At 70.3% G+C, this 23,403-nt stretch carries 22 protein-coding genes; 12 read left to right on the top strand and 10 right to left on the bottom strand.

Going from position 1 to position 23,403, the window contains the following annotated elements; genetic code table 11:
• The coding region (locus tag E1298_RS10635; protein WP_131891852.1) for a DUF4870 domain-containing protein at positions 1-549 on the top strand (549 nt) is incomplete at its 5' end.
• Positions 550-592: 43 nt separating this feature from the next.
• Here E1298_RS10635 and E1298_RS10630 read toward each other — a convergent pair.
• On the bottom strand, positions 593-1,417 hold the full coding sequence (locus tag E1298_RS10630) for an LLM class F420-dependent oxidoreductase (protein ID WP_131891850.1): 825 nt from the start codon (positions 1,415-1,417) through the stop codon (positions 593-595).
• A 143-nt stretch (positions 1,418-1,560) separates the two neighbouring features.
• Here E1298_RS10630 and E1298_RS10625 point away from each other — a divergent pair, with 143 nt between their 5' ends.
• From E1298_RS10625 to E1298_RS10610, 4 genes are all read left to right on the top strand, one after another.
• The gene (locus E1298_RS10625) at positions 1,561-2,385 is read left to right on the top strand and encodes an alpha/beta fold hydrolase (protein ID WP_131891848.1); all 825 of its coding nucleotides are present in this window, start codon (positions 1,561-1,563) and stop codon (positions 2,383-2,385) included.
• Complete coding sequence (locus tag E1298_RS10620; protein WP_131891846.1) at positions 2,382-3,632, top strand: LLM class flavin-dependent oxidoreductase; 1,251 nt, start codon at positions 2,382-2,384, stop codon at positions 3,630-3,632. The genes E1298_RS10625 and E1298_RS10620 overlap by 4 nt, the downstream gene beginning before the upstream one ends.
• The gene (locus E1298_RS10615) at positions 3,632-4,513 is read left to right on the top strand and encodes a TIGR03619 family F420-dependent LLM class oxidoreductase (RefSeq protein ID WP_131891844.1); all 882 of its coding nucleotides are present in this window, start codon (positions 3,632-3,634) and stop codon (positions 4,511-4,513) included. The genes E1298_RS10620 and E1298_RS10615 overlap by 1 nt, the downstream gene beginning before the upstream one ends.
• 64 nt (positions 4,514-4,577) lie before the next feature.
• A complete protein-coding gene (locus E1298_RS10610; protein WP_131891842.1) occupies positions 4,578-4,967 on the top strand; it encodes a VOC family protein in 390 nt (129 codons plus the stop codon).
• Positions 4,968-4,992: 25 nt separating this feature from the next.
• Here the strand turns inward: E1298_RS10610 and E1298_RS10605 are convergent, their stop codons facing one another.
• Positions 4,993-6,075, bottom strand: coding sequence for a CapA family protein (locus E1298_RS10605; RefSeq protein WP_165975403.1), 1,083 nt, complete (start codon positions 6,073-6,075; stop codon positions 4,993-4,995).
• A gap of 189 nt (positions 6,076-6,264) precedes the next feature.
• Positions 6,265-6,858, bottom strand: a complete 594-nt coding sequence (locus tag E1298_RS10600) for a TetR/AcrR family transcriptional regulator (RefSeq protein ID WP_131891838.1) — start codon at positions 6,856-6,858, stop codon at positions 6,265-6,267.
• Positions 6,859-6,940: 82 nt separating this feature from the next.
• On the opposite strand from E1298_RS10600, the gene E1298_RS10595 reads away from it, so the two are divergent.
• Positions 6,941-7,627 (top strand): SDR family NAD(P)-dependent oxidoreductase, encoded by a 687-nt coding sequence (locus E1298_RS10595; RefSeq protein ID WP_131891837.1) that lies wholly within the window; start codon positions 6,941-6,943, stop codon positions 7,625-7,627.
• Between the two features lie 345 nt (positions 7,628-7,972).
• On the opposite strand, the gene E1298_RS10590 is transcribed toward E1298_RS10595, so the two are convergent.
• Positions 7,973-9,286, bottom strand: coding sequence for a cytochrome P450 (locus E1298_RS10590; protein ID WP_131891835.1), 1,314 nt, complete (start codon positions 9,284-9,286; stop codon positions 7,973-7,975).
• 1,180 nt (positions 9,287-10,466) lie between these two features.
• Positions 10,467-10,967: a hypothetical protein gene (locus E1298_RS10585; RefSeq protein ID WP_131891833.1), complete on the bottom strand. Its 501-nt coding sequence runs from the start codon at positions 10,965-10,967 to the stop codon at positions 10,467-10,469.
• 233 nt (positions 10,968-11,200) lie between these two features.
• On the opposite strand from E1298_RS10585, the gene E1298_RS10580 reads away from it, so the two are divergent.
• The 3 genes from E1298_RS10580 to E1298_RS10570 are packed head-to-tail and all read left to right on the top strand — an operon-like array spanning position 11,201 to position 15,991.
• A complete protein-coding gene (locus tag E1298_RS10580; protein WP_131891831.1) occupies positions 11,201-13,633 on the top strand; it encodes a LamG domain-containing protein in 2,433 nt (810 codons plus the stop codon).
• A gap of 52 nt (positions 13,634-13,685) precedes the next feature.
• Complete coding sequence (locus tag E1298_RS10575) at positions 13,686-14,957, top strand: MFS transporter (protein WP_131891829.1); 1,272 nt, start codon at positions 13,686-13,688, stop codon at positions 14,955-14,957.
• Complete coding sequence (locus tag E1298_RS10570) at positions 14,954-15,991, top strand: TolB family protein (RefSeq protein ID WP_131891827.1); 1,038 nt, start codon at positions 14,954-14,956, stop codon at positions 15,989-15,991. The genes E1298_RS10575 and E1298_RS10570 overlap by 4 nt, the downstream gene beginning before the upstream one ends.
• Before the next feature lie 22 nt (positions 15,992-16,013).
• Here the strand turns inward: E1298_RS10570 and E1298_RS10565 are convergent, their stop codons facing one another.
• Entirely contained in the window at positions 16,014-16,649 is a 636-nt protein-coding gene (locus tag E1298_RS10565) for a TetR/AcrR family transcriptional regulator (RefSeq protein WP_131891825.1), read from the bottom strand.
• A gap of 41 nt (positions 16,650-16,690) precedes the next feature.
• Here E1298_RS10565 and E1298_RS10560 point away from each other — a divergent pair, with 41 nt between their 5' ends.
• Positions 16,691-18,100 (top strand): MFS transporter, encoded by a 1,410-nt coding sequence (locus E1298_RS10560; protein ID WP_131891823.1) that lies wholly within the window; start codon positions 16,691-16,693, stop codon positions 18,098-18,100.
• On the opposite strand, the gene E1298_RS10555 is transcribed toward E1298_RS10560, so the two are convergent.
• Complete coding sequence (locus tag E1298_RS10555; RefSeq protein WP_131891821.1) at positions 18,097-18,780, bottom strand: cyclase family protein; 684 nt, start codon at positions 18,778-18,780, stop codon at positions 18,097-18,099. The two genes, E1298_RS10560 and E1298_RS10555, sit on opposite strands and share 4 nt — an antisense overlap.
• On the opposite strand from E1298_RS10555, the gene E1298_RS10550 reads away from it, so the two are divergent.
• Together E1298_RS10550 and E1298_RS10545 are read left to right on the top strand one after the other, a co-directional pair.
• Positions 18,779-19,654 carry a HipA family kinase gene (locus E1298_RS10550; RefSeq protein WP_341770613.1) on the top strand — a complete coding sequence of 292 codons (876 nt, stop codon included), beginning with the start codon at positions 18,779-18,781 and terminating at the stop codon, positions 19,652-19,654. The two genes, E1298_RS10555 and E1298_RS10550, sit on opposite strands and share 2 nt — an antisense overlap.
• Entirely contained in the window at positions 19,633-20,052 is a 420-nt protein-coding gene (locus E1298_RS10545) for a DUF3037 domain-containing protein (RefSeq protein WP_131891817.1), read from the top strand. Before E1298_RS10550 ends, E1298_RS10545 begins: the two co-directional genes overlap by 22 nt.
• A gap of 29 nt (positions 20,053-20,081) precedes the next feature.
• Here the strand turns inward: E1298_RS10545 and E1298_RS10540 are convergent, their stop codons facing one another.
• The 3 genes from E1298_RS10540 to E1298_RS10530 form a co-directional block, all read right to left on the bottom strand.
• On the bottom strand, positions 20,082-20,990 hold the full coding sequence (locus tag E1298_RS10540) for a hypothetical protein (RefSeq protein WP_131891815.1): 909 nt from the start codon (positions 20,988-20,990) through the stop codon (positions 20,082-20,084).
• A 386-nt stretch (positions 20,991-21,376) separates the two neighbouring features.
• Positions 21,377-22,321, bottom strand: coding sequence for a helix-turn-helix domain-containing protein (locus E1298_RS10535; protein ID WP_131891813.1), 945 nt, complete (start codon positions 22,319-22,321; stop codon positions 21,377-21,379).
• A gap of 85 nt (positions 22,322-22,406) precedes the next feature.
• Complete coding sequence (locus tag E1298_RS10530; protein ID WP_131891858.1) at positions 22,407-23,249, bottom strand: GNAT family N-acetyltransferase; 843 nt, start codon at positions 23,247-23,249, stop codon at positions 22,407-22,409.
• Positions 23,250-23,403 lie beyond the last annotated feature (154 nt).

Genomic DNA, 23,403 nt, shown 5'->3' with positions numbered 1-23,403 from the left:
CCCCCGCCGCATCCGGTCCCCTACGGCCAGCCGCCAGGGCAGCCCCACGGGCCGCCTCCCGGACAGCCTCCGGGACAGCCTCCCTACGGCGCGCCACCGGGCGGACCGTACGACGGGCAGAGCGGCGGCCCGTACGACCCCCAGTGGGGATACGGCCCGCCCGGCGTCCCGTACGGGCCGCCCACCCAGGTCCAGGGCAACGACACGACATGGGCGATCTTCTGCTACGTCGGGATGCTCGTGATCGGCTTCCTGGCGCCGCTCATCATCTACTTCGTGAAGAAGAGGGAGTCGGCATTCACCCGCTTCCACGCGGCGCAGGCGCTGAACTTCCAGATCACGCTGCTGATCCACCTGCTGGCCGTGGCGGCCGTCTGCGTGCCGGTCGCCATCGCCGCCGACACCCCGGCCTTCCTCATCCCGCTGATCGTCCCGTACCTGGAGCTGCTCATCGGGCAGTGGGTGTTCCTGATCCTGGGCGCGGTGAAGGCGGGCAAGAGCCAGTACTACCGGTTCCCGACCTTCTTCTGCTTCCGCATGATCCGCTGACGCGGCGCCCCGGCCGCGCGATCGGCCGGGGCGGCTGGAAAGGTCAGAGGTACGCGCTCGCGTAGTCGTCCAGGAGCGGCAGGACGACGTCGCGGCCGTCCGCGGGCACGCGCAGCACGACCTCCTCGATCCCGAGCGAGGCGTAGTAGCCGAGCTTCCCGCGCGTCGGAACCGTCCCGAACGGGACGACCGGCACCATCGCGCGCCCGGCGTCCTCACAGGCCCGGCGCAGGACGGGCAGCGCCTCGCGGATCCCGGCGCCGCCGATCGGCATCCATCCGTCCCCGTACTCGGCGATGTGCGCGAACAGAGTGGGGCCGGGCGCGCCGCCGAGCAGCACCGGCACCCGCCCGGTCGGCTTGGGCCATGACCAGCTCGCCTCGAAGGCCACGAACTCGCCCTTGAAGGACGCCTCGTCCCGCGTCCACAGCGCGCGCATCGCCAGGACGTGCTCGCGCGCCATCGCCCGCCGCCGCTTCCAGGGGACGCCGTGGCCCGCGCCCTCCTCGGCGTTCCAGCCGTAGCCGACCCCGAGCGTGAACCGTCCCCCGGCGAGCCGGTCGAGGGTGGCGACGGCCTTCGCCGTGACGATCGGCTCGCGCTGAGCGGGCAGCAGGACGCCCGTCCCCAGCCTGATCCGCTCGGTCACCATGGCGGCGGCGGCGAGCGCGACGAAGGGGTCGAGCGTCCGCGCGTACTCCTCCGGCAGGGTCTCGGCGCCGGTCGGCGGGGCGGTCTTCCGGGAGACGGGGACGTGCGTGTGCTCGGGGACGTAGAGGGACGAGAAGCCCCGCGCCTCCGCCTCCCGGGCGAGCGCGTGCGGCTCCATCGTGCGGTCCGTCGCGAACATCGTGATCCCCAGCCGCATGCCCGCGGCCTCCTCTCCCGCCCGGCCGTCCCGCGCGATGCACGTCACACCCTAGCGAGGTAACCAAGCGATTGCTCGGCTATTTGGATGTGAGGTAGCGTGCGCTTGTTCGGTCTGTCGCGCCGCGTCCGGGGAGGGGTCCCATGCCAGTCGCCGACCTGGGAGACGTGCGCCTCTTCTACACCGACGACGCCCCCGAGCCCGGCGCGGGCCCCGGCACGCCGCTCCTGCTCGTCCACGGCTACGCAGCCGACTCCCAGGACTGGGCGTGGCACATCGCCGGCCTGCGCGCGGCCGGGCACCGCGTGATCGCGCCCGATCTGCGCGGCCACGGCATGTCGTCCGCCCCCGGGTCCGGCTACCGCCCCGAGGACCTGGCCGCCGACCTCGCCCGGCTCCTAGACCACCTCGGCGTCCGGCGCGTCATCGCCTTCGGCCACTCGATGGGAGCGATGGTCGTGACGGCCCTGGCCCTGGCCCATCCCGGACGCGTCGAGGCGCTCGTCTGCGCCGACCCCGGCTACGGGCAGCCCGAGGAGATCGCCCGGTTCCTCCCCGGCATGGCGGACGGGCTGCGCCGCGACCCCCACGGGACCGCCCTCGCGATGGAGCCGGTGCTGTACGTCGCGTCCACCCCGGAGTTCGTCCGCACCTCCCACACCCGCAAGATCCTCGCGACGCCCGCGCACGTGCTCGCCCAGGCGTTCCCCGCGATGTTCACCGACGCGGACGCCTGGGGCGCCCGGCCCGCCGCCGACGCCCGCGTCGCCGCCCGCACCTGCCCGGTGCTGACCGTCTGGGCGGACCAGGAACGGGCGTCCTGGGAGGGCGCCCTGTTCGAGCATCCCGCCTCCAGGGCCGTCGCCTGGCCCGAGTGCGGGCACCGGCTGCACGAGGAGCGGCCGGACAGATTCCTGCACGCCGTCAAGAACTGGTTCGAGGAACTCGACAAGGAGAAGTCCGCGTGAAGTTTTCCATCTTCCTGAACCCGCAGATCCCCGGGTCGGGCTGGGCCGCCGAGGAGAACGCCAAGGCCAAGCGGCCGATCGGACGGGACGTCGAGTCGTACCAGCGGCTGCTGCACGAGGTCCGCGAGATCGCGGTGCACGCGGACCGGATCGGCTTCGACGCCCTGATGATGACCGAGCACCACTTCCACTCGGAGGGCTTCGAGTTCTCGGTCAACCCGCTGATGTTCCTGACCGACCTCGCGGCCCGCACCGAGCGGATCCTGCTAGCGCCGCTCGGGATCGTCCTGCCCGCCTGGGACCCGATCCGCGCCGCCGAGGACGTCGCCCTGCTCGACCACTTCTCCAAGGGACGGCTGCGCCTCGGCGTCGCCCGCGGCTACCAGAACCGCTGGATGAACGTCCTCGGGCAGCGCTGGCACGCCGCCGCGGCCCGCTCGGACGGCTCGAAGTCCGACGACCGCAACTTCGACGTGTTCGGCGAGGTCCTCAAGATCATGAAGATGGCGTGGGCGCAGGACTCGCTCCGCTACAAGAGCGACGTCCTCGACTACGAGGTCCCCGCCCCCTACAGCGGCATCGAGGGCTGGCCCGCCCAGGAGTGGACGCAGACGTTCGGCGCCCCCGGCGAGATCGACGAGAACGGGATCATCCAGCAGGTGTCCGTCTGCCCCAAGCCCTACCAGAACCCGCACCCCGAGCTGTGGCAGCCGTTCACCGTCTCGGACCGGTCGGTCATCCGGGCCGCGCAGGAGGGCATCATGCCCTGGATGTTCACCCCGAACCCCGACGACCACGCCGCCAAGGCGAAGCTCTACCAGGAGGAATGCGGGCGCCAGGGCAAGGACTACAAGCTCGGCGAGCACACCGGCATCCTCAAGATCGTCGGTATGGCGGACACCCGCGAGGAGGCCATCGCCACCTACGGCAAGGGCATGCAGAAGGACTTCGCGTCCTTCTTCGGCCCCTTCGGCTACCTGGAGGTGCTGCGCAAGAAGGAGGACGACAGGCACCAGCCCATCTCGCCGGAGAAGGGCGACTTCAAGCGCATGAACGAGGTCGAGATGGCCCTCCTGGGCACCCCGGACGATGTCAAGCGCGGCATCCAGCGCATGCTCGACCGGATGCCCGACCTCGAATGGTTCGGCCTGTTCATGCAGGGCCAGCAGGGCGTCCTTCCGCTCGACACCGTCAAGCGGAATCTGGAGATGTTCGCCACCAAGGTCATCCCGGAATTCCAGGACTGATGGAATTCTGGCTCGGCGCGTCGTTCGCCGATACGGGCGAGTACACCGGCCTCGCCCGTGCGGCGGACCGGCTCGGCTATGACGTCGTCACGGTGTCGGACCATTTGTTCTGGGCCGACTACGAGACCCCTTACCCCTACACCCGGACGGGCACGCCGCCCTATTCCCAGGACACCCACTGGCCCGACCCCTGGGTGACGATCGGCGCGATGTCGTCGGTGACGGAGCGGGTCAGGTTCGCGACCAACGTCTACATCCCGCCCGTCCGCGACCTGTTCACCGTCGCCAAGGCGGTGTCGACGGCCGCGGCCCTCTCCGGCGACCGCGCGATCCTCGGCGTCGGCGTCGGCTGGTGCAAGGACGAGTTCCTCCAGACGGGCCAGGACTTCCACACCCGCGGCCGACGCCTCGACGAGATGATCCCCGCGCTCCGTACCCTCTGGCAGGGCGGGACGGTCGAGCACCACGGCCCGTTCTACGACTTCGGCCCCCTCAGCATCACCCCCGTCCCGGCGGAGCCGGTGCCCGTCTACATCGGCGGCGACAGCGACGCCGCCCTCCGCCGCGCCGCCCGCGTCGGCGACGGCTGGATCGGCAACCGCATCTACTCCGAAGAGCAGCTCGAAGCGCTCCTCGCCCGCCTCACCGGCTTCCTCGCCGAACACGGCCGGACCTTGGACGATCTGGCCGTCATCGCCCCCATCGGCGCGCTCCCCACTGCCGATCTCTACCGCAAATGGGCCGACCGGGGCGTCCAGGGCACGCTTTCGGCCCCCTGGTGGCTCGCCACCCCCGAGGAGAAGGCCGCCCACCCCGACCCTCTGGCCCTCAAGATCGCCACCATGGAGCGTTTCGCCGAGAAGGTCATCGCCAAGATGTGACCGCGGGCCTCCGCCGCAGGCGTCTCCGCCCGGGTGACGGCGCACGGCGGAGTAGGCTCGCGCAATGGCATGTCGCATAACCGAGCTCGTCCTGGATTGCCGGGACCCCGAGCGCCTGGCGGAGTTCTGGTGCCAGGTCCTCGGCTTCGTCGTCCTGGAAACAGAGGACGACGGGAGCATCGAGATCGGCGCCGCCGGCACCGAGCGGGACAATCCCGGGCTCACGCTGGTCCTCAGCCGGTCCGCCGACCTGGCGCCGGGCAAGCTGCGCCTGCACTTCGATGTGAACCCGGTCGACCGGGACCAGGACGAGGAACTCCAGCGCCTGTTCGACCTCGGGGCCCGAAGGGCCGATGTGGGGCAGACGGGCGAGGAGCCCTGGGAGGTGCTCGCCGACCCCGAGGGCAACGAGTTCTGCCTGCTGCTCAAAACGGTGAAGCCGTCCGAACGATAGCCGCGACCTCTCGTCCAGATGACTTCTAGTTCCGGGACGGGGCGAGTGGGACGTTGTATCCGAGGCTTCGTACGACTTGCGTGGTGCGGTTCACTGTGGCCTGGTCCGGTGAATTGCTGCTCAGCGTGCGGAGCCTGACGGAGCCGGGCGTGACGAGAGTGGGGACGAAGGAGGGCTGCGTCTTCCACTGCTTCCCGGAATCTCGGGTGAAGGTGACCCGTGCGACGATTCCCTCGTGCGTGGCCCGAGAGTTCGCGGTCGGATTGGCGATCTGATTTCCCATGCCGTACACGACCCACTTGCCGTTGATCTGCTCGAAAGGCTGGACGACGTGTGCGTGGCAGCCCAGGATCAGATCGACATCGCGGGCGCGCAGCAGCGTCGTCGCCAGGCGGCGCTGCTCGGGCGTGGCCTCGTGCTGGTACTCCGTTCCCCAGTGGAGACTGAGTATCACGATTTCGGCCCCGGACTCCTTGGCGCGCGCCGCGTCGGCGATGATCCTTTCGGGGTTCAGGCCGTCGTTCACGAGCCAGGGTTTTGCCGGTGGCTTCGGTATGCCGTTGGTGCCGTAGGTGTAGGAGAGTTGCGCGACCTTCACCCCTTTCACGTCCAAGATGTTGATCTTCTTCGCCTCTTCCGCGTCACGGGCCGTGCCGGTGTGCCGGATGCCCGCCTTGTCCAGGTCGTCGATCGTGCGGCGCACGCCCGGTTCTCCCTGGTCGAGGGAGTGGTTGGAGGCCGTGGAGCAGGTGTCGTAGCCGAGCCGGTGTACCGCGTCCACGATCTGTGGCGGGGAACTGAACGCCGGGTAGCCGACAAAAGGCCCCGAGGGCGGGGCCAATGGCGTCTCGATGTGGCAGATTCCCAGATCCGTCTTGCTAATGACAGGCTTGAGTTGGGCGAGCATCGGAGTGAAGTCGAACCCGTTCTTCCCTTGAGCGCGCGCGTCCGAGGCGGCTTGCCGGGTCACGACCTCGTGCAGGAGGAAATCGCCGGTCCCCGCAACGGTGAATCGATTTGCTCCGTGACCGCTGGATTCGGTCGCCCCGCGCCGCCCTGCGGGATGGCTGTCGTCGCTGCACCCTGGCAGCGCGGCAAGCCCGAGCACGCCGGTCAGGAGGGCGCTTGTCGCGCACCTGCCGACGGCGAACCGTCGGGCGTTCGAGGTCTTTCGAACGGATACTGAAGTTCCCATGCATAGGGGTCTTCGGCATCTCAATTCACTCGAAACGACAACTTACCGGAAGTTGGACTATCGCTAGGAATGTCTTGGGCTGGACCATGGAAAGCGGTTCACTCAGCGGGGCAGGAGCAGGTCTGCGACAAGGGTGTCCACCAGACCGCTGGGGATGCTCGACCCCGTCAGAGCGCGATAGACGATCGGGCCGACAAGAGCGTCGATCGTGGCGTCGGGATCGAGCCTGGGCGAGACCTCGCCGGCGTCGATCGCGCGCACGAGCATGTCGCGTTCCTGATCACGGCGTGGACCGAGATAACGCTTGTGGAGGCTCTCGGCCGTACCGGGATCGTGCTGCGCCTCGGCGATGAGCGCGAGCAGGATCTTGCCCGCGGGGTCGCCGGTGAGGAATCGCGCGAAGCCGAGCAGGTAGCCGCGGATGCTCTCCGCCGTGGTCCTCTCCGTCAGCATGGGAAGCCGCTTCTCGGTGTCCTCGATGAGCGTGTCGAGGAGGATCTCGACCTTCGAGGGCCACCAGCGGTAGATCGTCTGCTTGGCGACCCCGGCACGACGCGCGATCGCCTCGACGGTCAGATTGCCGAAGCCGCGCTCGACGAGCAGATCGTCCGCCGCGTGGAGCACGGCCAGACGCGCGGCCTCGTCGCGCCGGTTGCCGGAGCGCGCCCTGCGGGGCTGGGAGTTCGCGGCGGGCATACGGGACACATTACCGGTCCGAGCTGCCATGACGTAGACTAGACGCAACGTCTCGTCTAAACATGGAGTGAATGTGTCCGCCATGTCCAACCGCCAAGCCCTCATCATCGGAGCCTCCCGAGGTCTGGGCCTCGTCCTCGCCAACGAGCTCGCTCGACGCGGCCGGCGGGTCATCGCCACCACGCGCCAGAGCGGCGGCGAGCTGCAAGCCGACGCCGACGCCTCGCATGGACGGCTGGAGGTCGAATCGCTGGAGATGACAAGCTCCGAGAAGCTGGCCGCTCTGCGCGAACGCCTGGAAGGCCGCCGGCTCGACCTGCTCTTCGTCAACGCCGCGATCGACCGGGGCGATCTGCCGATCGACGAGGTCTCGACCGAGATGTTCACCGAAGTGATGATCACCAACGCGTTGAGCCCGCTCCGCGCCCTTGAGGCCCTCCGCGGGCTCGTCGCGCCCGGCGGCACCGTCGCGGTCATGTCCTCCGAGCAGGGCAGCATCTCGCGGAACACCGAGGACGGCTTCGAGCTCTACAAGGCCAGCAAGGCCGCGCTCAACCAGCTGATGCGCAGCTACGCCAACCGCCATGCCGACGACGGGCACACCAAGCTGCTCATCGACCCCGGCCACAACCAGACCCCGCTCGGCGGGCCCGGCGCGCCCCTCCTCCCCCGGGACAGCATCCCGGCCGTCGTCGACGTCCTCGAAGCCCAGGTCGGCGCCCCCGGCCTGCGGTTCCTGAACCGCCACGGCGAAACCGTCCCGTGGTAGACCGGCCACGCATTCGCAGGGTCGACGCGGACTGGGCACAGATAAGCCGCCAGGCATGGCGCATCGTCGGCAATCCGCTTCGGCAGGCCAAGCCGCTGAAGGCGGCAATCGCGGACCACAAGTGCCGGCTGTGGATGTGCGACGACTAGCGCGAAGTGCATCACAAGCCCTTGGCCGCAAAAGACTCGTTCCCACCAAGTCTACGTAAACGCCCGCTCAGTGCATCACCGCCATCGACACGCGCGGAGCCCTCATGGGCGGCCGATGATCCAGCCGACGATCCGGATCGACACGGCAGATCTCCGAGATCTGCCGGTCTTGTCGGCCTTCTCCTCGCCGGTGGGTTCAGGTCCGAAGGATCATTGAATCGGGTGTGCGGATTGTTGGCCCCATGGATACCTTTTCGGGGTTTGCGGTTTCGGGGGCCTCGATTTTCAGGTCAGGATGGTGCGTGGTGATCGCGACCGCGATGGCGAGTTCTTGCATGGCCAGTGACTCGCCCAGGCATCTTCTGGAGCCGATTCCGAAGGGGAGGTAGGTGTCGGTGTTCGTAGCGGCGTTGAGGAAACGTTCGGGGCGGAAGTGGTCTGGTTGCTGATGGAGGCGATGGTTGTGGTGCAAGTTGTGTATGCAGGGGCACAGTTCGGTGCCGGACGGGAAGGTGTACTTGGCTATGTTCAGTTCCCGCAGGGTACGGCGGGTGTGGCCATTGGGAACGGGTGATGTGTGCCGTAGGACTTCGTGGCAGTAGGCTTGCAGGAAAGGCGTTGTGGGGTAGGTCGCGACGGGTTGGTGCCAGGTTTCCTCACGGATCTTGTTGACATAGTGCGGCTGGCTTGTGGCGTGCAGCAATGCCCAGGAAAGGGCTGCAGAGGTGGTCTCGTGACCGGCGACGAGTAGTGTCATCAGATGCATGCGGAGTTCCTCGTTGGAGAGGTCCTGGCCCTCTGAGCCGTCCAGGAGCGTGGCGAGAATGCTTGAGGGCGAGGGCGCACGCCGCGCGGCCTTGATCTCTTCCAGGAGTGTCTCCCGGAGGGCCCGACGTGCCCGCGTGAAGGCCCGATGAGCCCAGAGGGCCTGGTGGCGGTCTCCCACGAGTTCGGCGCTGTAGCGATTGTGCAAGCTCGTCATGGAACGTTCGAGCTGGTCCGGCAATTGCGTGCAGCGACTTTGCGCGGCTTCTCCGAATAGCAGCGAAATGATGATCTTACGGGTCAGGTCGCTTGTGAAGGCATCGAGCGGGATCTGGCGTTGGCGGGAAATCTGCGCCCGCGTGATGCCGGCGATTATCTCTGCCTGATTGCGATGATCCTGGGCTGCCAGCGCACGTCCGAGTATGTGACGTGCGCGGCGGTGGGATTCTCCATTTTGGAAGGCCAGTGATCGACGGCCGATCAGATCTTTGAACAGACTCGGTCCCTGTGCCCGAAGGTCGGTGCCGTGGGAGATGAAGACTTGGCGTAGTGCGGCTGGATCTGCGACGTAGACACGCGGAGCCCTACCCTCGGACCAAACCGTGAACATGGGCCCATATCGCGCTTGGAGCTCCTCCAATGATTGTGGCTGCCGCCGCTCGAAATCCAGCCAGGCATGGGCATCGAGCCTGGGTCCTTGCGGTAGTCTGGAATCAAACAAACCGCTATTGAGAGATGCACTCACGTCTTCACCGTCGCTTTGGTTGCCGGTTCATGTGAACAACTTGAAAGCCCGCCCAATCTGTGCTCGCTGCCGTGAGGTATCGGGAATCAGCGCGCTCAGTTCCTGTTCGGCTTCCTGGTATCTGCGGACCAGGTCTTTCGCTCATCCGCGCACATTCGTCGATGGCTTGCTGCGCCGACAGGCCGCGGGTGTGCACGAACAACTGCACGAAGCTGTGGATGTGGCCCAGCGCGATGTCCACCGTGCTGGACGGGAAGCCGCCCCTGGGGAATTCGGTACTCTTCCACGCTCCTTCCTCTCAAGCGAACGTTGTCGAGGTCGCTGCGGGATAGTCACCGGCGTCGGCGCTGACCTGTAACGAGGCTGTGGTCGTGGTGGCAGTATCGGAGGCCGCGCTGGTCGGGCCGGTGGTCACCGGTACTGCCCATCTCCCTTCTTGCTGGTCGATTGCCATGGTCGACCCGGTCCTGTTTTGGCTCAACAATGCACGGCCCGCCGGTACCGACCGGTCATCTGCACCCTCCACGGCGTCGGCCGGGACACCTACCCTCAAGTAACGCTCGTCGCGCCACCCGCGCCAAGGGGCACCGGGCCGCGAACATGTCGCGCTTTAGGAACCTGTCGCGCTTTACGAGCATGTCGCACCGGACAAAGGGTGCCTCCTCTCACCTACAAAGGCACACGGGAAACCAGCCACGTCGCTGACCGGCCGCCCGGGACACCTTTGACCTTGGCGTCCCGGGCAGGGCTTTGCTGTGCAGGTCTATGGAGGTCAGGTCGAGCGGACTGTCATCCCCAGTACGGTCGCGGCGGTCCAGCACGCTGAATGCGGCCTGCCCATCGACCCCGGCGCCAAGGGACAGCGGTTCTGCCAGTGGGCACTGATCGACATCGACCGTGCCGTCAGCCGGGCCCGGGCCCGATAACGGTGGCTGCTGATCCGCCGCAACCGTTCCGCCGCTGCCGCCCACCCCACCGAGTCCGGCCTCATCCCGCTGACCCTGGCCGAGGTCCAGCGCCTCATGGCCCGGTTGGCCGCCACCCGGCGCGCACCGCCCGGACACGATCTGCGCTGGTCGAACTGGCAACGACGCCACCAGGCCCACGCCCGCCACTGCCATAGCGAGAGATCATTGGCCGATGAACACCCCAGCTCACGACCATTCAGCCGCGTTCGCTGTCAGGGCTCGTGGGGAGGGGGCAGTGACGAGTAGCGCGCCCGGCGGTGGTTGAAATGTGCGAGGTAGTACGTCTTGCCGTCGAGTTCGAACTCCATCGGCGGAGGGTCCGGCACCCAGTACCAGCGCCGGCCGTCGAAGTGGGCCTCGATTCCCCGGGTGTTCAGGTGCGCCGCCCAGTCGGCCGCGTCCTCCTCGGAGTCGAACAGCATCCGTGCCACCGGCTCGGCCAGGAGCCGGTGGACCGCCGGGCTGTAGACGGCCTTGGCGCGTGCGTGTTCGAGATGGCACGACTGGATGATGATCCGGATGTACCGGTGGCTGCCGCGGTGCCGTCCGACGACGTACAGGCGCTCGCCGCCGTCGCCGCTGAACGGCAGCGATATCCACACCTTGGCGCCACCGGCGAAATGCTTGAGCCCGCGCCGGACCTCCAGGTCGGGCCCGGCGAGCCGTTCCTGGACGACGTTCGCGGCGACGCCCCAGCCGAGGAACTCGTCCATACGGCCGATGCTAGCCACGGCGGCGAGGGGCGGCGATGGAATTCCGGGCGCAACGGCAGGCCCGGTGCGCCACTTTCGGTCCTCTGACCGATATACGCACTCTAGGAGCTTCCTCCCCTTCGTCCTAATTTGAGATCACGTCTTCGGTGACCGGTGAGGCGGTACACCGTCCAAGTGCGTCCAGGGTCCAGGGCCAGTGGAGAGGTGATCGAGTGATTGCGCGCAGTCGAGCGGTGACGACCCTGGTGATCGCGGTGTTGGCCGCCGTGGCCGGCGGGTCCGGGCCCCTGTCCGCCGGGGCGGGGGCGACGGCGGAGCGGCCCGAGACCCCGAAGGTCGACCCGCCCCCGCTCCCGGCCGACCCGACGACGCCTCAGGAGGCGCTGGACAGCCTCGGGATCAGCGGGTACGCGGACCGGATGTCCGTCCAGCCGGGCGAGTCCGTGAAGGTCCGGGTGAGCACCAAGAGCCCGGCGTTCCGGGCGACGATCGTGCGGGTGGTGCACGGCGACGCGGATCCGCGCGGGCCGGGGATCAAGGAGCAGGTCGTCCCGTCCGAGGTGAACAAGGAGTACCCGGGCCGGTATCAGACGCTGCCGCTGGGCTCGCACGTGACCGTCCCCGACAGTGACGCCCTGCGGCCGGACGGGAGCTTCACCATCGCGGCGTGGATCGCGCCGACGACCGTCCCCGGTTCCAAGCTCAACCCCATCGCCTACAAGCGGACCCCGGTCGGCACGGGTGCGGTGCAGGGGATCGTGACCAAGTGGTCGGAGGAGGACCAGGCCGGGTACGGCATGGTCGTGGACCGGGACGGCGGGCTGGGCGTGCGGCTGGCCGACCGGTCCGGGCGCGCCCACACCGCGAGCACCGGCGTGAAGCTGAAGCCGTGGGCTCCGGCGCTGCGGGGCGTCGAGCCCGGCGGCGGCGTCCGGCCGCAGCATGTGAACTCCTCCGGTTGGTACTTCGCCGCGGTCACCTATGACGCCGGGACCGGCAAGGTGAAGCTGTACCAGAATCCGCTGACCGGCCACCCCAACGACTCCGAGGCCGTCGTCACCCGGACGATCGGGGCCCGCGGGTTGAAGAACGCCAAGGCCCCGCTGCTGATCGCCGCCTACCAGGGCGGCGGGGGCAAGCCGGCCGGGTTCTACAACGGCAAGGTCGACGCCCCGCGCGTGTTCGACCGGGCACTGGACGACAAGGAGATCGCCGCCCTGCGACGCGGCGGACAGGCCGACGGGGCGGTGGCGGCCTTCGACTTCTCCCAGAAGATGGACACCGACCAGGTCGTGGACACCTCCGGCAACCGGCTGCGCGGCCGCGCGGTCAACCTGCCGGTCCGGGCCGTCACCGGCCACAACTGGAAGGCCGACGAGCAGAACTACACCCGGGCGCGCGACCAGTACGGGGCGATGTACTTCCACGACGACGACCTGGGCGACGCCGCCTGGGAGCCCAGCTTCACCTGGCGGGTGCCCGCCGACGCCCGCAGCGGCGTGTACGCGGCCAAGCTGGAGGCGGGCGGGCGCGTCTACCACGCCACATTCGTCGTCCGTCCCAAGCAGGGCAAGCCGGGCTCGAAGGTCGCGCTGCTGGTGCCGACGTTCAGCTACCTGGCCTACGGCGTGACGGGCAACTTCTCGAACGGGCTGAGCCAGTACTCCCGGCACACCGACGGCAGCGGCGTGGTCTACTCGTCGCGGCTGCGTCCGATGAACAACATGCGCCCGTACTCCACGGGGAGCAAGGGCGAGGGCAGGCCGTGGCAGTTCGAGGCCGACACCCACATCACCGACTGGCTGGAGTCCACCGGCCGCACCGTCGACTACATCACCGACCACGATCTGCATAAGGAGGGCAGGAAGCTGCTGGACGACTACAAGGTCGTCCTCACCGGCAGCCATCCCGAGTACACCTCGGAATCCATGCTCGACGCCATGCAGGGCTGGCTGAACGACGGCGGCCGCATGATGTACCTGGGCGGCAACGGCTTCTACTGGGTCACCCCGCTCGACCGCACCGGCACCTACTCCGAGCTGCGCCGCCACGACGGCACCGAAGCCTGGCAGGGCGCACCCGGCGAGTACTACCACAGCACCACCGGCGAGTACGGCGGCCTGTGGCGCTTCCGCGGCCGGCCCCCGCAGCAGCTGGTCGGCGTCGGCTTCACCGCCCAGGGCTTCGGCTCCCGCATGGGCACCGGCATGTACAGCCGCCCGCTGGACCGCACGCCCGAGAGCCGCGGCCCCAGGGCGGCCTGGGTCTTCGACGGCGTCAAGGCCACCGGCCCCATCGGAGACTTCGTCTCCCTGCAAAGCCCGGGCGGACCGATGGGCGAGGAGGTCGACCGCGCCGACTACGGCCTGGGCACCGCCGACAACACGATCGTCCTGGCCTCGGGCACCGGCTTCGGCGACGAGTACATGTTCGTCAAGGAGGAGAACAACACCGCCAACCTGATGGAGGGCGGCACCGTCAACTGGCTCGTCCGCGGTGACGTCACCCTTACCCAGTACCCCAAGGGAGGCGCGGTCTTCTCGGCCAGCTCCATCTCCTGGGCCGGCAGCCTGTTCTACAACAAGTACGACAACGACATCGCCACCATCACCGGGAACGTCCTGGACGCCTTCTCCGCCGACAAGCCGCTGCCGGGCACCGGCTGACCCGAAACCGCCCTTCGACGACGCCCACCCGCTGGTTTCCTCCGGAGGCCACGTGTACGTATCAGTACGCGACATCCCGCACGGTGCGAGACCGACGACGGCCCGGGTGCCCCGGGTCGTCGTCGTGCTCGGCCTGGTGAGCCTGATCACCGACGTCTCCACCGAGATGGTGACGGCCGTCCTGCCGCTGTACGCGACCCTCGCCCTGGGGCTCACTCCCCTGGCGTACGGGCTGCTGGACGGCCTCTACCAGGGCGCGACCGTCGTGGTGCGGCTGCTCGGCGGCTTCTTCGCCGACCGGCTGCGCCGTCCCAAGCTCGTGGCGGGCGCGGGGTACGCCCTCGGGGCCGCCGCCAAGCTGATGCTGCTCCCGGTGGCGGGCGCGGGGGCGCTGTCGGCGGCGGTGGGCGTGGACCGCGCGGGCAAGGGGCTGCGGACCGCGCCGCGCGACCTGCTCATCGCCACCGCGGGTCCGCGGGACCGGCTCGGCAGGTCCTTCGGCGTGCACCGGGCCCTGGACGCGACGGGCGCGCTGCTCGGGCCCGTCGTCGCGTTCGGCCTGCTCGCGCTCGCGCCGGGCGACTTCGACATGGTCTTCGTCGTCTCGTTCTGCGTCGCCGTCCTGGGCGTGCTGCTGTTCGTCCACCGCGTCCCGGAACGCCGCGCGGACGCACGCGGCGTGCCTGAGACCGGTGCGCCGGGCGCGCGCGAGGGGAAGCGGCCGGTCTCGCTCCGAGACGTCGCGGAGCTGCTGCGGATCGGCGGGTTCCGGCGGCTGCTGTGCGCCGCGGCCGTGCTGTCGGCGGCGACGATCGGCGACGGCTTCCTCTACCTCGTCCTGCTGCGCAACGACTCGGTCACGATCCGCTGGTTCCCGCTGCTGTTCGTCTGCACGAGCCTGGTCTACCTCGCCCTGGCCGTGCCGCTCGGCCGGGTCTCCGACCGGTACGGCAGGAACCGCGTCTTCACCACCGGGTACGGCCTGCTGCTGTGCGCCTACCTCACCGCGATCCTCGCGGGCGGTGCCGCCGGTGCCGCGCTGTGCCTGGTGTTCCTCGGCGCCTACTACGCGGCGACCGACGGCGTGCTGCCCGCGGCGGCCGCGCCGCTGCTGCCCGCCGAGCTGACGGCGACCGGGATCTCCGTCGTCCAGGCGGCGGTGGCGGGCGGGCGCGCCCTCGGCGCGGTGGCCTTCGGCGCGGTCTGGACGGCCGCCGAGGGCGACGCCGCCGTGTGGACCTTCGCCGCCGCCCTCACGGCCGCGCTGCTCGCGGCCGCATCGCTGATCACCCGAGCCCGCGACCACCGGACGGAGGCCCGATGACCCAGCCAGGCCCGCGCGGGACCAAGAACGGCAAGATCATGGCGGTGCTCGCCATCCTCGTCGTCGCCGTGGCCGCGAGCTGCGTCACCTCCTCGGTGCTGCGCGCGGGCGCGGACGGCGGCGGGCGCGGCGACGTCTCGGCGCAGCTTCCCAAGGGGCGGCTGATCGTGTTCCGGTCGCTGCGCGCCGGGTCCGCGTTCGGCCACCTCGCCGCGCTTCCGGCGTCCGACCCGCGGCGCGAGCGCGTCGTCCTCGGGGCCCGCTGCGAGCGGACGGCCGCCTCGTCCGCGGGCGGCCTGTGCCTGCGCCAGACGCGCAACCCGATCCGGCTGTTCGCCGTCTCCGTCCTGGACGAGCGGCTCAGGCCCGGCGAGCAGGTCCCGCTCAACGGGATCCCGAGCCGCGCCCGGATCTCCGAGGACGGCCGCTACTACGCCACGACGGCCTTCGTGACGGGCCACTCGTACCTCTCCGACGGCTTCTCCACCGAGACCGTCATCGGACGGGTCGGCGGCGACCCGGTCGGCAACGTCGAGGAGTTCACGTTCCTGCTGAACGGGCAGCCGAACAACAACGTGGACCGCAACGTGTGGGGCGTGACGTTCGTCCCCGGCGGAGAGCGGTTCTTCGCCACCGTGGCCACGCAGAACCGCAGATACCTCGTCGAGGGCGACATCGGGCGGCGCACCCTCACCGCCCTGCGCGACAACGTCGAGTGCCCGTCGCTGTCCCCGGACGGCCAGCGCCTCGTCTACAAGAAGCGGACCGGTCTCAGCTCCGACGTCTGGCGCTTCCATGTCCTCGACCTGGCGACCGGCGTCGAGACCCCGCTCCCGGAGAACCGCAGCGTGGACGACCAGGCGGCGTGGCTCGACGACGGCCACGTGATGTACGCGGTGCCCAAGGGCGGCGCGGGCGGCCGCAACGCCGACGTCTGGTCCGTGCCCCTGCGCGGCGGCGCGCCGCGCCTGCTCATCCCGGACGCCGACTCTCCCACCGTCCGCGCCTCCGCCAAGGCCCGCCCCCTGCGCTGACCCGCCCGCTCCCAAGCGGGCCTTACCGCCGGCTCGGACGGTCGAGGCCGAAGCCTCGGAGGAGGTCGTCGAGACCGGCCTTGATGCGGCGGCTGCTCATCCCGTCATGCTGACGCTGGTGGGTGAACAGCCCCGCGGCGAGAGGGGCCAGCAGCGCGTCGGCGAGGTAGAAGGCGTCCGCACCGGGCCGGGCCTCGGTGATCAGAGCGGCCAGATGCTCGTGGTGGACGGCGTAGGGACCGGTGCGGTAGCGGCGCGGGGTCGGCATGGTCGCCTCGACCGCGGCCATGAGCGGACCGTAGGTGTCGAGCACGTCGGCATAGGCGTGCAGGAAGGCGCGGATGCGCTCGGGCGCGGGCGCGCCGGGCCCGAGCGGGGGCGGTCCGGCGGACATCGCCCGCTGGAGCCGGCGTTCACGGTCGTCCATCATCGCCTCGACCAGGCCCGCGTGATCGCCGAAGCGGCGGTAGACCGTGCCGACGCCGACCCCGGCGGCGGCGACCTCGTTCATCGTCAGGGCGGCCATGCCGCGCGAGCGGACAAGATCCTCGGCGGCGGCCAGGATCTTCGCCCGGTTGCGCGACGCGTCCGCCCGCTCCGCCGGTCGCCCGAGCACGGGCGGCCGGTCCTCGCCGGGCGGCGGTGCGGCGGTCGTCATGGGTGCGGTCCCTCCCGGTCCGCGCGTGGAGGCGAGGGCGCATGGAGCGAGGCCGGGCGCTGGGCCTGCTGTGCCTGGCCCAGTTCATGGTCATCCTCGACACGACCATCGTGAACGTGGCACTGCCCGCGATCCAGGACGAGCTGCGCTTCGCCTCGCAGGACGGGCTGCAGTACGTGATCTCGCTGTACGCGCTCGTCTTCGGAGGGACGCTCATCCTCGCCGGCCGGGCGGCCGATCTGTTCGGCAGGCGCCTGCTGTTCACCGCGGGCCTGGCGGTGTTCGCCGCCGCGTCCCTGGCCTGCGGGCTCGCCTCGCGTCCCGCCGTGCTCCTGACCGCGCGCGCGTTCCAGGGGCTGGCCGGGGCGATGGTCTCCGCCGCCGCGCTGGCCCTGATCACCACCCTGTTCACCGAACCCCCGGCACGCGACCGCGCCCTGGGCGCGTGGGGCGCGACCGGTGGTGCGGCCGGCGCGTGCGGGCTCATCCTGGGCGGGGGCCCGACCGACACGCTCGGCTGGCCGTGGGTGTTCTTCATCAACGTGCCGATCGGCCTGATCGCCCCGGTCTTCGCGCTGCGCCTGCTGCCGTCCGGGCGGCCGACCAGGCGGCCGGCCGGGCACGGCCGCGGGCTGGACCTGCCCGGCGCGGTCCTCCTCACCACCGGGCTGGGACTCCTGTTGTACGGGCTGACCCGCGGCGAGCAGGACGGCTACGCCGCACCCGGCGTCGCGGCCCTCCTGGCCGGCGCGGCCGCGCTGCTCGCCGGATTCGCGGTCACGGAGCGGCGCGTCCGCCGTCCCCTGGTCAGATTCGCGATCTTCCGGACGCCCGGCGTGCCAGGTGCCCTGGCGGCGGCGATGGCGCTCAACGCCGTCGTCGCGTCCAACCTGTTCTTCACCACCCTCTACGTCCAGGACGTGCTCGGCTTCTCCCCGCTGGAGACCGGTGCGGCGTTCCTGCCGAACAGCGTCCTGGTCATCGCCGGCTCCACGCTCGGCTCCAGGCTCGCCGGCAGCACCGGCGCGGGGACGGTCCTCGCCTGCGGCCTCGCCGTGCTCACCGCCGGGTGCCTGCTGCTGAGCGGCATCTCCGCGGACGGGGACTACGCCGCCGACGTGCTGCCCGGCTTCGCCCTCACCGGCCTAGGGCTCGGACTCGCGTTCGTCGCGGTGACCATCGCCGCCACCCACGGGATCGACCACCAGGACCAGGGCCTGGCCTCCGGCCTGGTGAACACGGCCCAGCAGGTGGGCTTCGCCATCGGGATCGCCACGGTCGCCGCCGTCGCCGCCGCCCGCGCGCGGTCGGCCGGTGGAGACGCCGCCGAGCGGGCCGTGAGCGGATACTCCACCGGCTACCTCATCGACGCCGCGCTCGCCGCGGCGGCCGTCATCGTGGCGCTCGTCCTCGTCCGAAGGCCGACCGCCCGTCCAGCGGGACGCGTTTAGACGAGGACGGCGCGGTCGTCCACGCGGGCTATCGCGCGGACGGGGGCGCCGTCGGCGGCGGACAGGGCGATCGGGAAGAGGGAGACCTCGATCGCGCAGCCCTCGTCCTGGGCGTCCAGGAGGCGGGCGAGGTTGGTGAGGTTCTCGGCGATCACGGTGCCGGACCCGCAGAGCACGCGGTGGGCGGCCAGGGAGAAGTCCTCGTCGCCCGGGGGCGGGGTGCGGTCGACGCTGAGGGCGTCGATGCCGACGGTGCGGACCCCGGCCGCCACGATCGCCTCGGCCGTCTCCGGCGAAGGGTAGGGGTGGGCGAGATAGGCGCCGGTCCCCCAGTGCTCCGACCACCCGGTGGCGATCAGGAGCACCATGCCGGGGGCCAGGACGTCCGGGAGGGCGTCGGGGGTGATGGGCGTGCGCGGAGGGAGGCCACGGGCGTCCATGACCGCCACAGGGCCGGTGAAGCGTTCGAGGGGCAGCTCGTCCAGGCGGGGCAGCGCGTCGTCTATGTGGAACGGGGCGTCCACGTGCGTGCCCGACTGCGAGCCCATGTGCAGGCGCAGGACGTTCACGCCGGAGCCGGCGACCGTCAGCGCGGGGACGGCCTCCACCTCTGGGTCCCCCGGGTAGACGGGCATGCCCGTGACGATCGGTACCGACAGGTCGACCAGCTCAACGCCCATGCCGCCGATTATTCCGGGTGCGTGCCCACCCGATAGCGTGGCGTGCGTGTTGCCTCATGTGACAGCCATCCGCTACGTGACGCCGCTGCGCGAGGGCGGGTCGCTGCCGGGCGTCGTCGAGGCCGACGACCTCGGGACGTACGTCATGAAGTTCCACGGCGCCGGGCAGGGCCGCAAGGCGCTCATCGCCGAGGTCGTCGCGGGCGAGCTGGCCCGCCGGCTCGGGCTGCGCGTGCCCGACCAGGTCCTCATCGACCTGGACCCGGCCATCGGACGGCACGAGCCCGATTCCGACGTGCAGGACCTGCTGAAGGCGAGCCCCGGCTGGAACCTCGGGGTCGACTTCCTGCCCGGATCGCTGGGGTTCGACCCGCTCGGCTGGGGCCCCGACCCGATGTTCGCGTCCCGGGTGCTGTGGTTCGACGCGTTCATCGGCAACGTCGACCGGAGCTGGCGCAACCCGAACATGCTCGTCTGGCATGGCGACGTCTGGCTGATCGACCACGGGGCGAGCCTGATCTTCCACCACGCCTGGGCGAACGCGGCGCGGCTGTTCTCCGGCCCCTACGACCTGGACGACCACGTGCTGACGCCGTACGCGACGCGGCTGGAGGCGGCCGAGGCGGAACTGGCTCCGAAGATCACCGAGGGGCTGCTGCGGGAGGTGGCCGGGCTCGTGCCCGATCGCTGGCTGGAAGGCGAGCCGGGGTTCGACGGCCCGGACGCGCTCCGGGACGCCTACATCGACATCCTTCTGCCGCGCGCCGGGAAGCCGCGCGACTGGCTGCCCGACCTGGACGCCGGCGGCCGCACGCGGCGCACGGGCGCGCGGCGCGGCGAGAACCGTCCGGGATGGCTGGGCGGGCGATCGTGAGCAACATCAGGACGCCCGCCGAGCCGACCGTCTTCGAGTACGCGGCGCTGCGCGTGATCCCCCGGGTCGAGCGCGGCGAGGCGATGAACGTGGGCGTGGTGGTGTACTGCCGCGCGCGGGACTACCTCGGCTGCCGCGTCCATCTGGACGAGCGGCGGCTGCTGGCGCTCGACTCGTCCCTCGACCTGGAGGGCGTGCGGGCCGCGCTGAAAGGCGTGGACGCGATCTGCTTCGGCGGGGAGCGCGCGGGCCAGGCCGGGGCGGAGCCGCCGGGCGCGCGGTTCCGCTGGCTGACGGCCCCGCGCAGCACGACCGTCCAGCCCGGCCCGGTCCACGCCGGCCTGACCGAGAACCCCGAGGCCGAACTGGACCGCCTGCTCGACCTCCTGGTCAAGTAGCGCCTATCCGCATGGGTATTCAGTTGAGTTCAATCCCATTCCCAGCGGATGCCGTGATAGCCGGCCGCCATGCCGAACTCAATGAAGTGAACGCTGTGGTAACTGGACATTCGCAGGTCGGCTGAGTCTTTCAGCGCGGTGTGCCCGTCCGGGCGCCACGTGCGGTAGCAGCGAGCGGGGAGCATCGCCGGATGGAAGCGCACCTCGATCAGGAACTCGTGCTGCGGCGTGCGGAACCCGCGCCCTTCCTCGGTGACCGTGGGGCCCATCTCGTCGAACCCGAACCCGTACTCCAGCAGGTACGTCTCGCCGCGGCCCAGGGCGCGGTCGAACAGCAGCTCGGCGGCGATCAGACCGCTGGCCTCGTCCATCCGGACGCGTCCGAACCGGCAGCCGCGCGCGGTGCGCGAGGACGGCAGGACGCCCTGGGGGTGGTGGTAGACGGCGATCCACCGGTCCACGCCGCGCTGCTGGGCCTGGAACACCGCGCGGGTGCGCACCTCCAGCAGCTCACGGCGCCGTCCGATGACGTGCTGGTCGTGCAGGCTGAGGCCGGTGAGCAGCCGCTCGCCGCGGTCGCCGATCTCGTCCAGCAGATCCTTCACGCCGGGCTCGGGACACAGCTCCTCGACCGGCAGCCACGGCCCGGCGGACCGTTCCGCTGTGGGCTTCAAGAGCGTGAGCAGCGAATGCCGCGGCAGCTCCAGGATCACTTCCAGGCCGCGGACGGCCCGCAGCGAGTCGGCGCGCTCGGGTCTGGTCCGCCCCCGCTGCCAATAGCTCAACGTGGACAGGCTGACCGCGATGCCCTGTTCCTCCAGGCGCCGCCTCAACGATTCCAGGCTGAGACCACGCGCCTGGATGGCCGCGTGCAATGCCACGTTGAAGGGACCGTATTGCAGCACCTGTAGGAGATCGTCCTCCGTCACGCTCTGCATCACTCGGCCTCCGGATCCGCTCCGGCCGGCCCCCGTCAACGGCCTTGACAACTGCGCTTGCAGTTTCAGGGCTCACTGTAAGGCCCTGCGGCCGTGTTGCCAACAGGCAATTTGTCACAAGCCGGAACCCCGACTGCCGCAATGCGGTGGTCGGGGCCCGGTTTACGCGCGGGCGGAGTATTCCGCTGGCCTCCCAGAAGTCACACTGGCTGAGCAGAAGGTTGCCGTAGGACGCCTTTTCGTCACTGTCCGTGTCCGCCGCCGCCGTGGCGGTGGTGAAGCGCCCGACCGTATGGGGCCGACCGATTCGCGAAGCACGAACGCTGTGAATATTCAGGCAGAACATGAGAAACCGTCAATATTTCGGCGCCGACTGGATTTCAGTGTTAATGCCACTCCCACTCGATGCCCACGATGCCGCGCCGCACGTTGCCGACCGCGAGGTTCGCGCTGCCCGACGTGCCGATCCACAGCTCGCCGAGGCGCCGGCGCGGCGCGTCCGACGTCTCGGCGGTGAAGCCGTAGCAGCGCGCCGGGAGCCGCCCGCCCTCGAACTGGATGATCGCGACGTAGTCGTGGACGGGATGGGAGAAGCGCCGGTCGTAGCTGTCGGCCACCCAGCCGTCCAGGGCTCGCTCGTAGGCGACGTCGGCCTCGACCACCGGGCCCAGCTCGTACTCGACCACCGCCGTGTCGCCCGCCGCCAGCACCCGGTCGAGGACGAGCTCGAACGCCATCAGCCCGTCGTCGGTGCGGACCCGGCCGGGACGGCAGTACCGCACCCCGGTGATCTCCGCCTCCCCGTCCTTGGACGTGGCGGTCTGGTGGACGCAGACGACGCGGTCGATGTCGTCGCCGGCCGCGCGCAGGACCGTCCGGACGGACAGGCTCCACGAGCGGCGCACCTCGTCCAGCCGGTACACGTCGTGGATGCTGAGCCGCTCCAGCCGGTGGTCGCCCGACCGGTCGAGCTGGCCGACAAGGCACGCGTAGCGGTCGGGATCGGGCCACAGATCGCTCGCGGCGCGGCCTCGGTCCCCCGGGCCGGGCGGGCCCGTCGCGAGGCCCCCTCGTCCCGCACCGCCGCGCACGGGGGGCGCGCTGGGCGCGGGGTCGTCCAGCAGATCGGTCAGCGTCCCGGCCGGCACCTGGAGGATCTCCTCCAGCGTCGCCACGACGGCACGCGAACGCGGGCGGCTGCGCCCTCGCTGCCAATAGCTGAGGGTGGCCACGCTGACCGTCAGACCGCGCTGGCCGAGCCGGTGGCGAATCCGCTCCAGGGTCAGCCCGCTCGCCTGGATGGCCTGCCGCAATGCACCGGCGAACTCCACGGGCGGATGGTACCCGGCTACGAGCGTTCAGTCAGGTATCTGGATATACCTGGCACGCTCGAACAAGACCGCAATATCGAATGTTCTAGAACAGAATGGACATGAACGAGCCGAGCTCGGTGAACCCGACCCGCCGGTAGGTCGCCCGCGCCCGCGTGTTGTAGTCGTTGACGTACAAGGAGACGGTCGGCGCGATGCTGCGCAGCGCCTCCTGGACGACCGTGGCCATGCCCGCGACCGACAGGCCCTGCCCGCGCAGGTCGGGCGGCACCCACACGCCCTGCACCTGGCAGGCCCGCGGGGTGGCGGCGCCGATCTCGGCCTTGAACATGACCCGGCCGTCCTCGATCCGGGCGAACGCGCGGCCGTCGCGGATCAGCTCGGCGACCCGGGCCCGGTAGAGCACTCCCCCGTCGCCGGTGTTGGGCGAGACGCCGACCTCCTCGGTGAACATGGCAACGCAGGCCGGGTAGACGACGTCGAACTCCTCCATGCGGACCCGCCGCACCGCCCGGTCAGGCTCCACGGCCGGGACGGACGAGGTGGACATGACCGGCTGCGCCGCGCGGACGGCCCGGGGCGGCCCCCAGTAGGGCCCCAGGATCTCCCACAGCTCGCCGACGGAGTCCACCGGCCCGACGATGGACGAGCACCGCCGCCCCTGGGCCTGGGCCCGCTCGGCGAACGCGCGGACGGCCTCCGGCCCGGCGGCGACGGGGATGAGGTTGGCGCCGGAGTAGCACAGCGAGACGAGCCGCCCGTCGCGCAGGTAGCCCCACATCTGGGCGCCGAGGCGGCGCGGGTCGAGCCCGGCGGCGTGCACCCGGGAGCTGACGAACACGTTCTCCACCGGGTCGGCGTCGAGGATCGCGAGCGCCTCGGCGCGGTACCGGTCGTCCAGGACCCGTACCGGCAGCGACCCCAGCATGCGCATGGCTACCGGCTCCGGGACGGGACCGGGCCCCGTGCGGCCTTCACTGTCAGCACCACGCCGACAAGCCTATGACGTCGCCAGGCCGGAGACCGCCACGGGTTCCCTCACCGTCCGGTTACCCTCACATTCTGGGGGGACGACCCCCCAG

Origin of the sequence: Actinomadura rubrisoli, from assembly GCF_004349215.1 — a bacterium.
GTDB lineage: Bacteria > Actinomycetota > Actinomycetes > Streptosporangiales > Streptosporangiaceae > Spirillospora > Spirillospora rubrisoli.
Note: the sequence above shows the minus strand (reverse complement) of the source record. Positions and strands in the feature narration are given on the sequence as shown.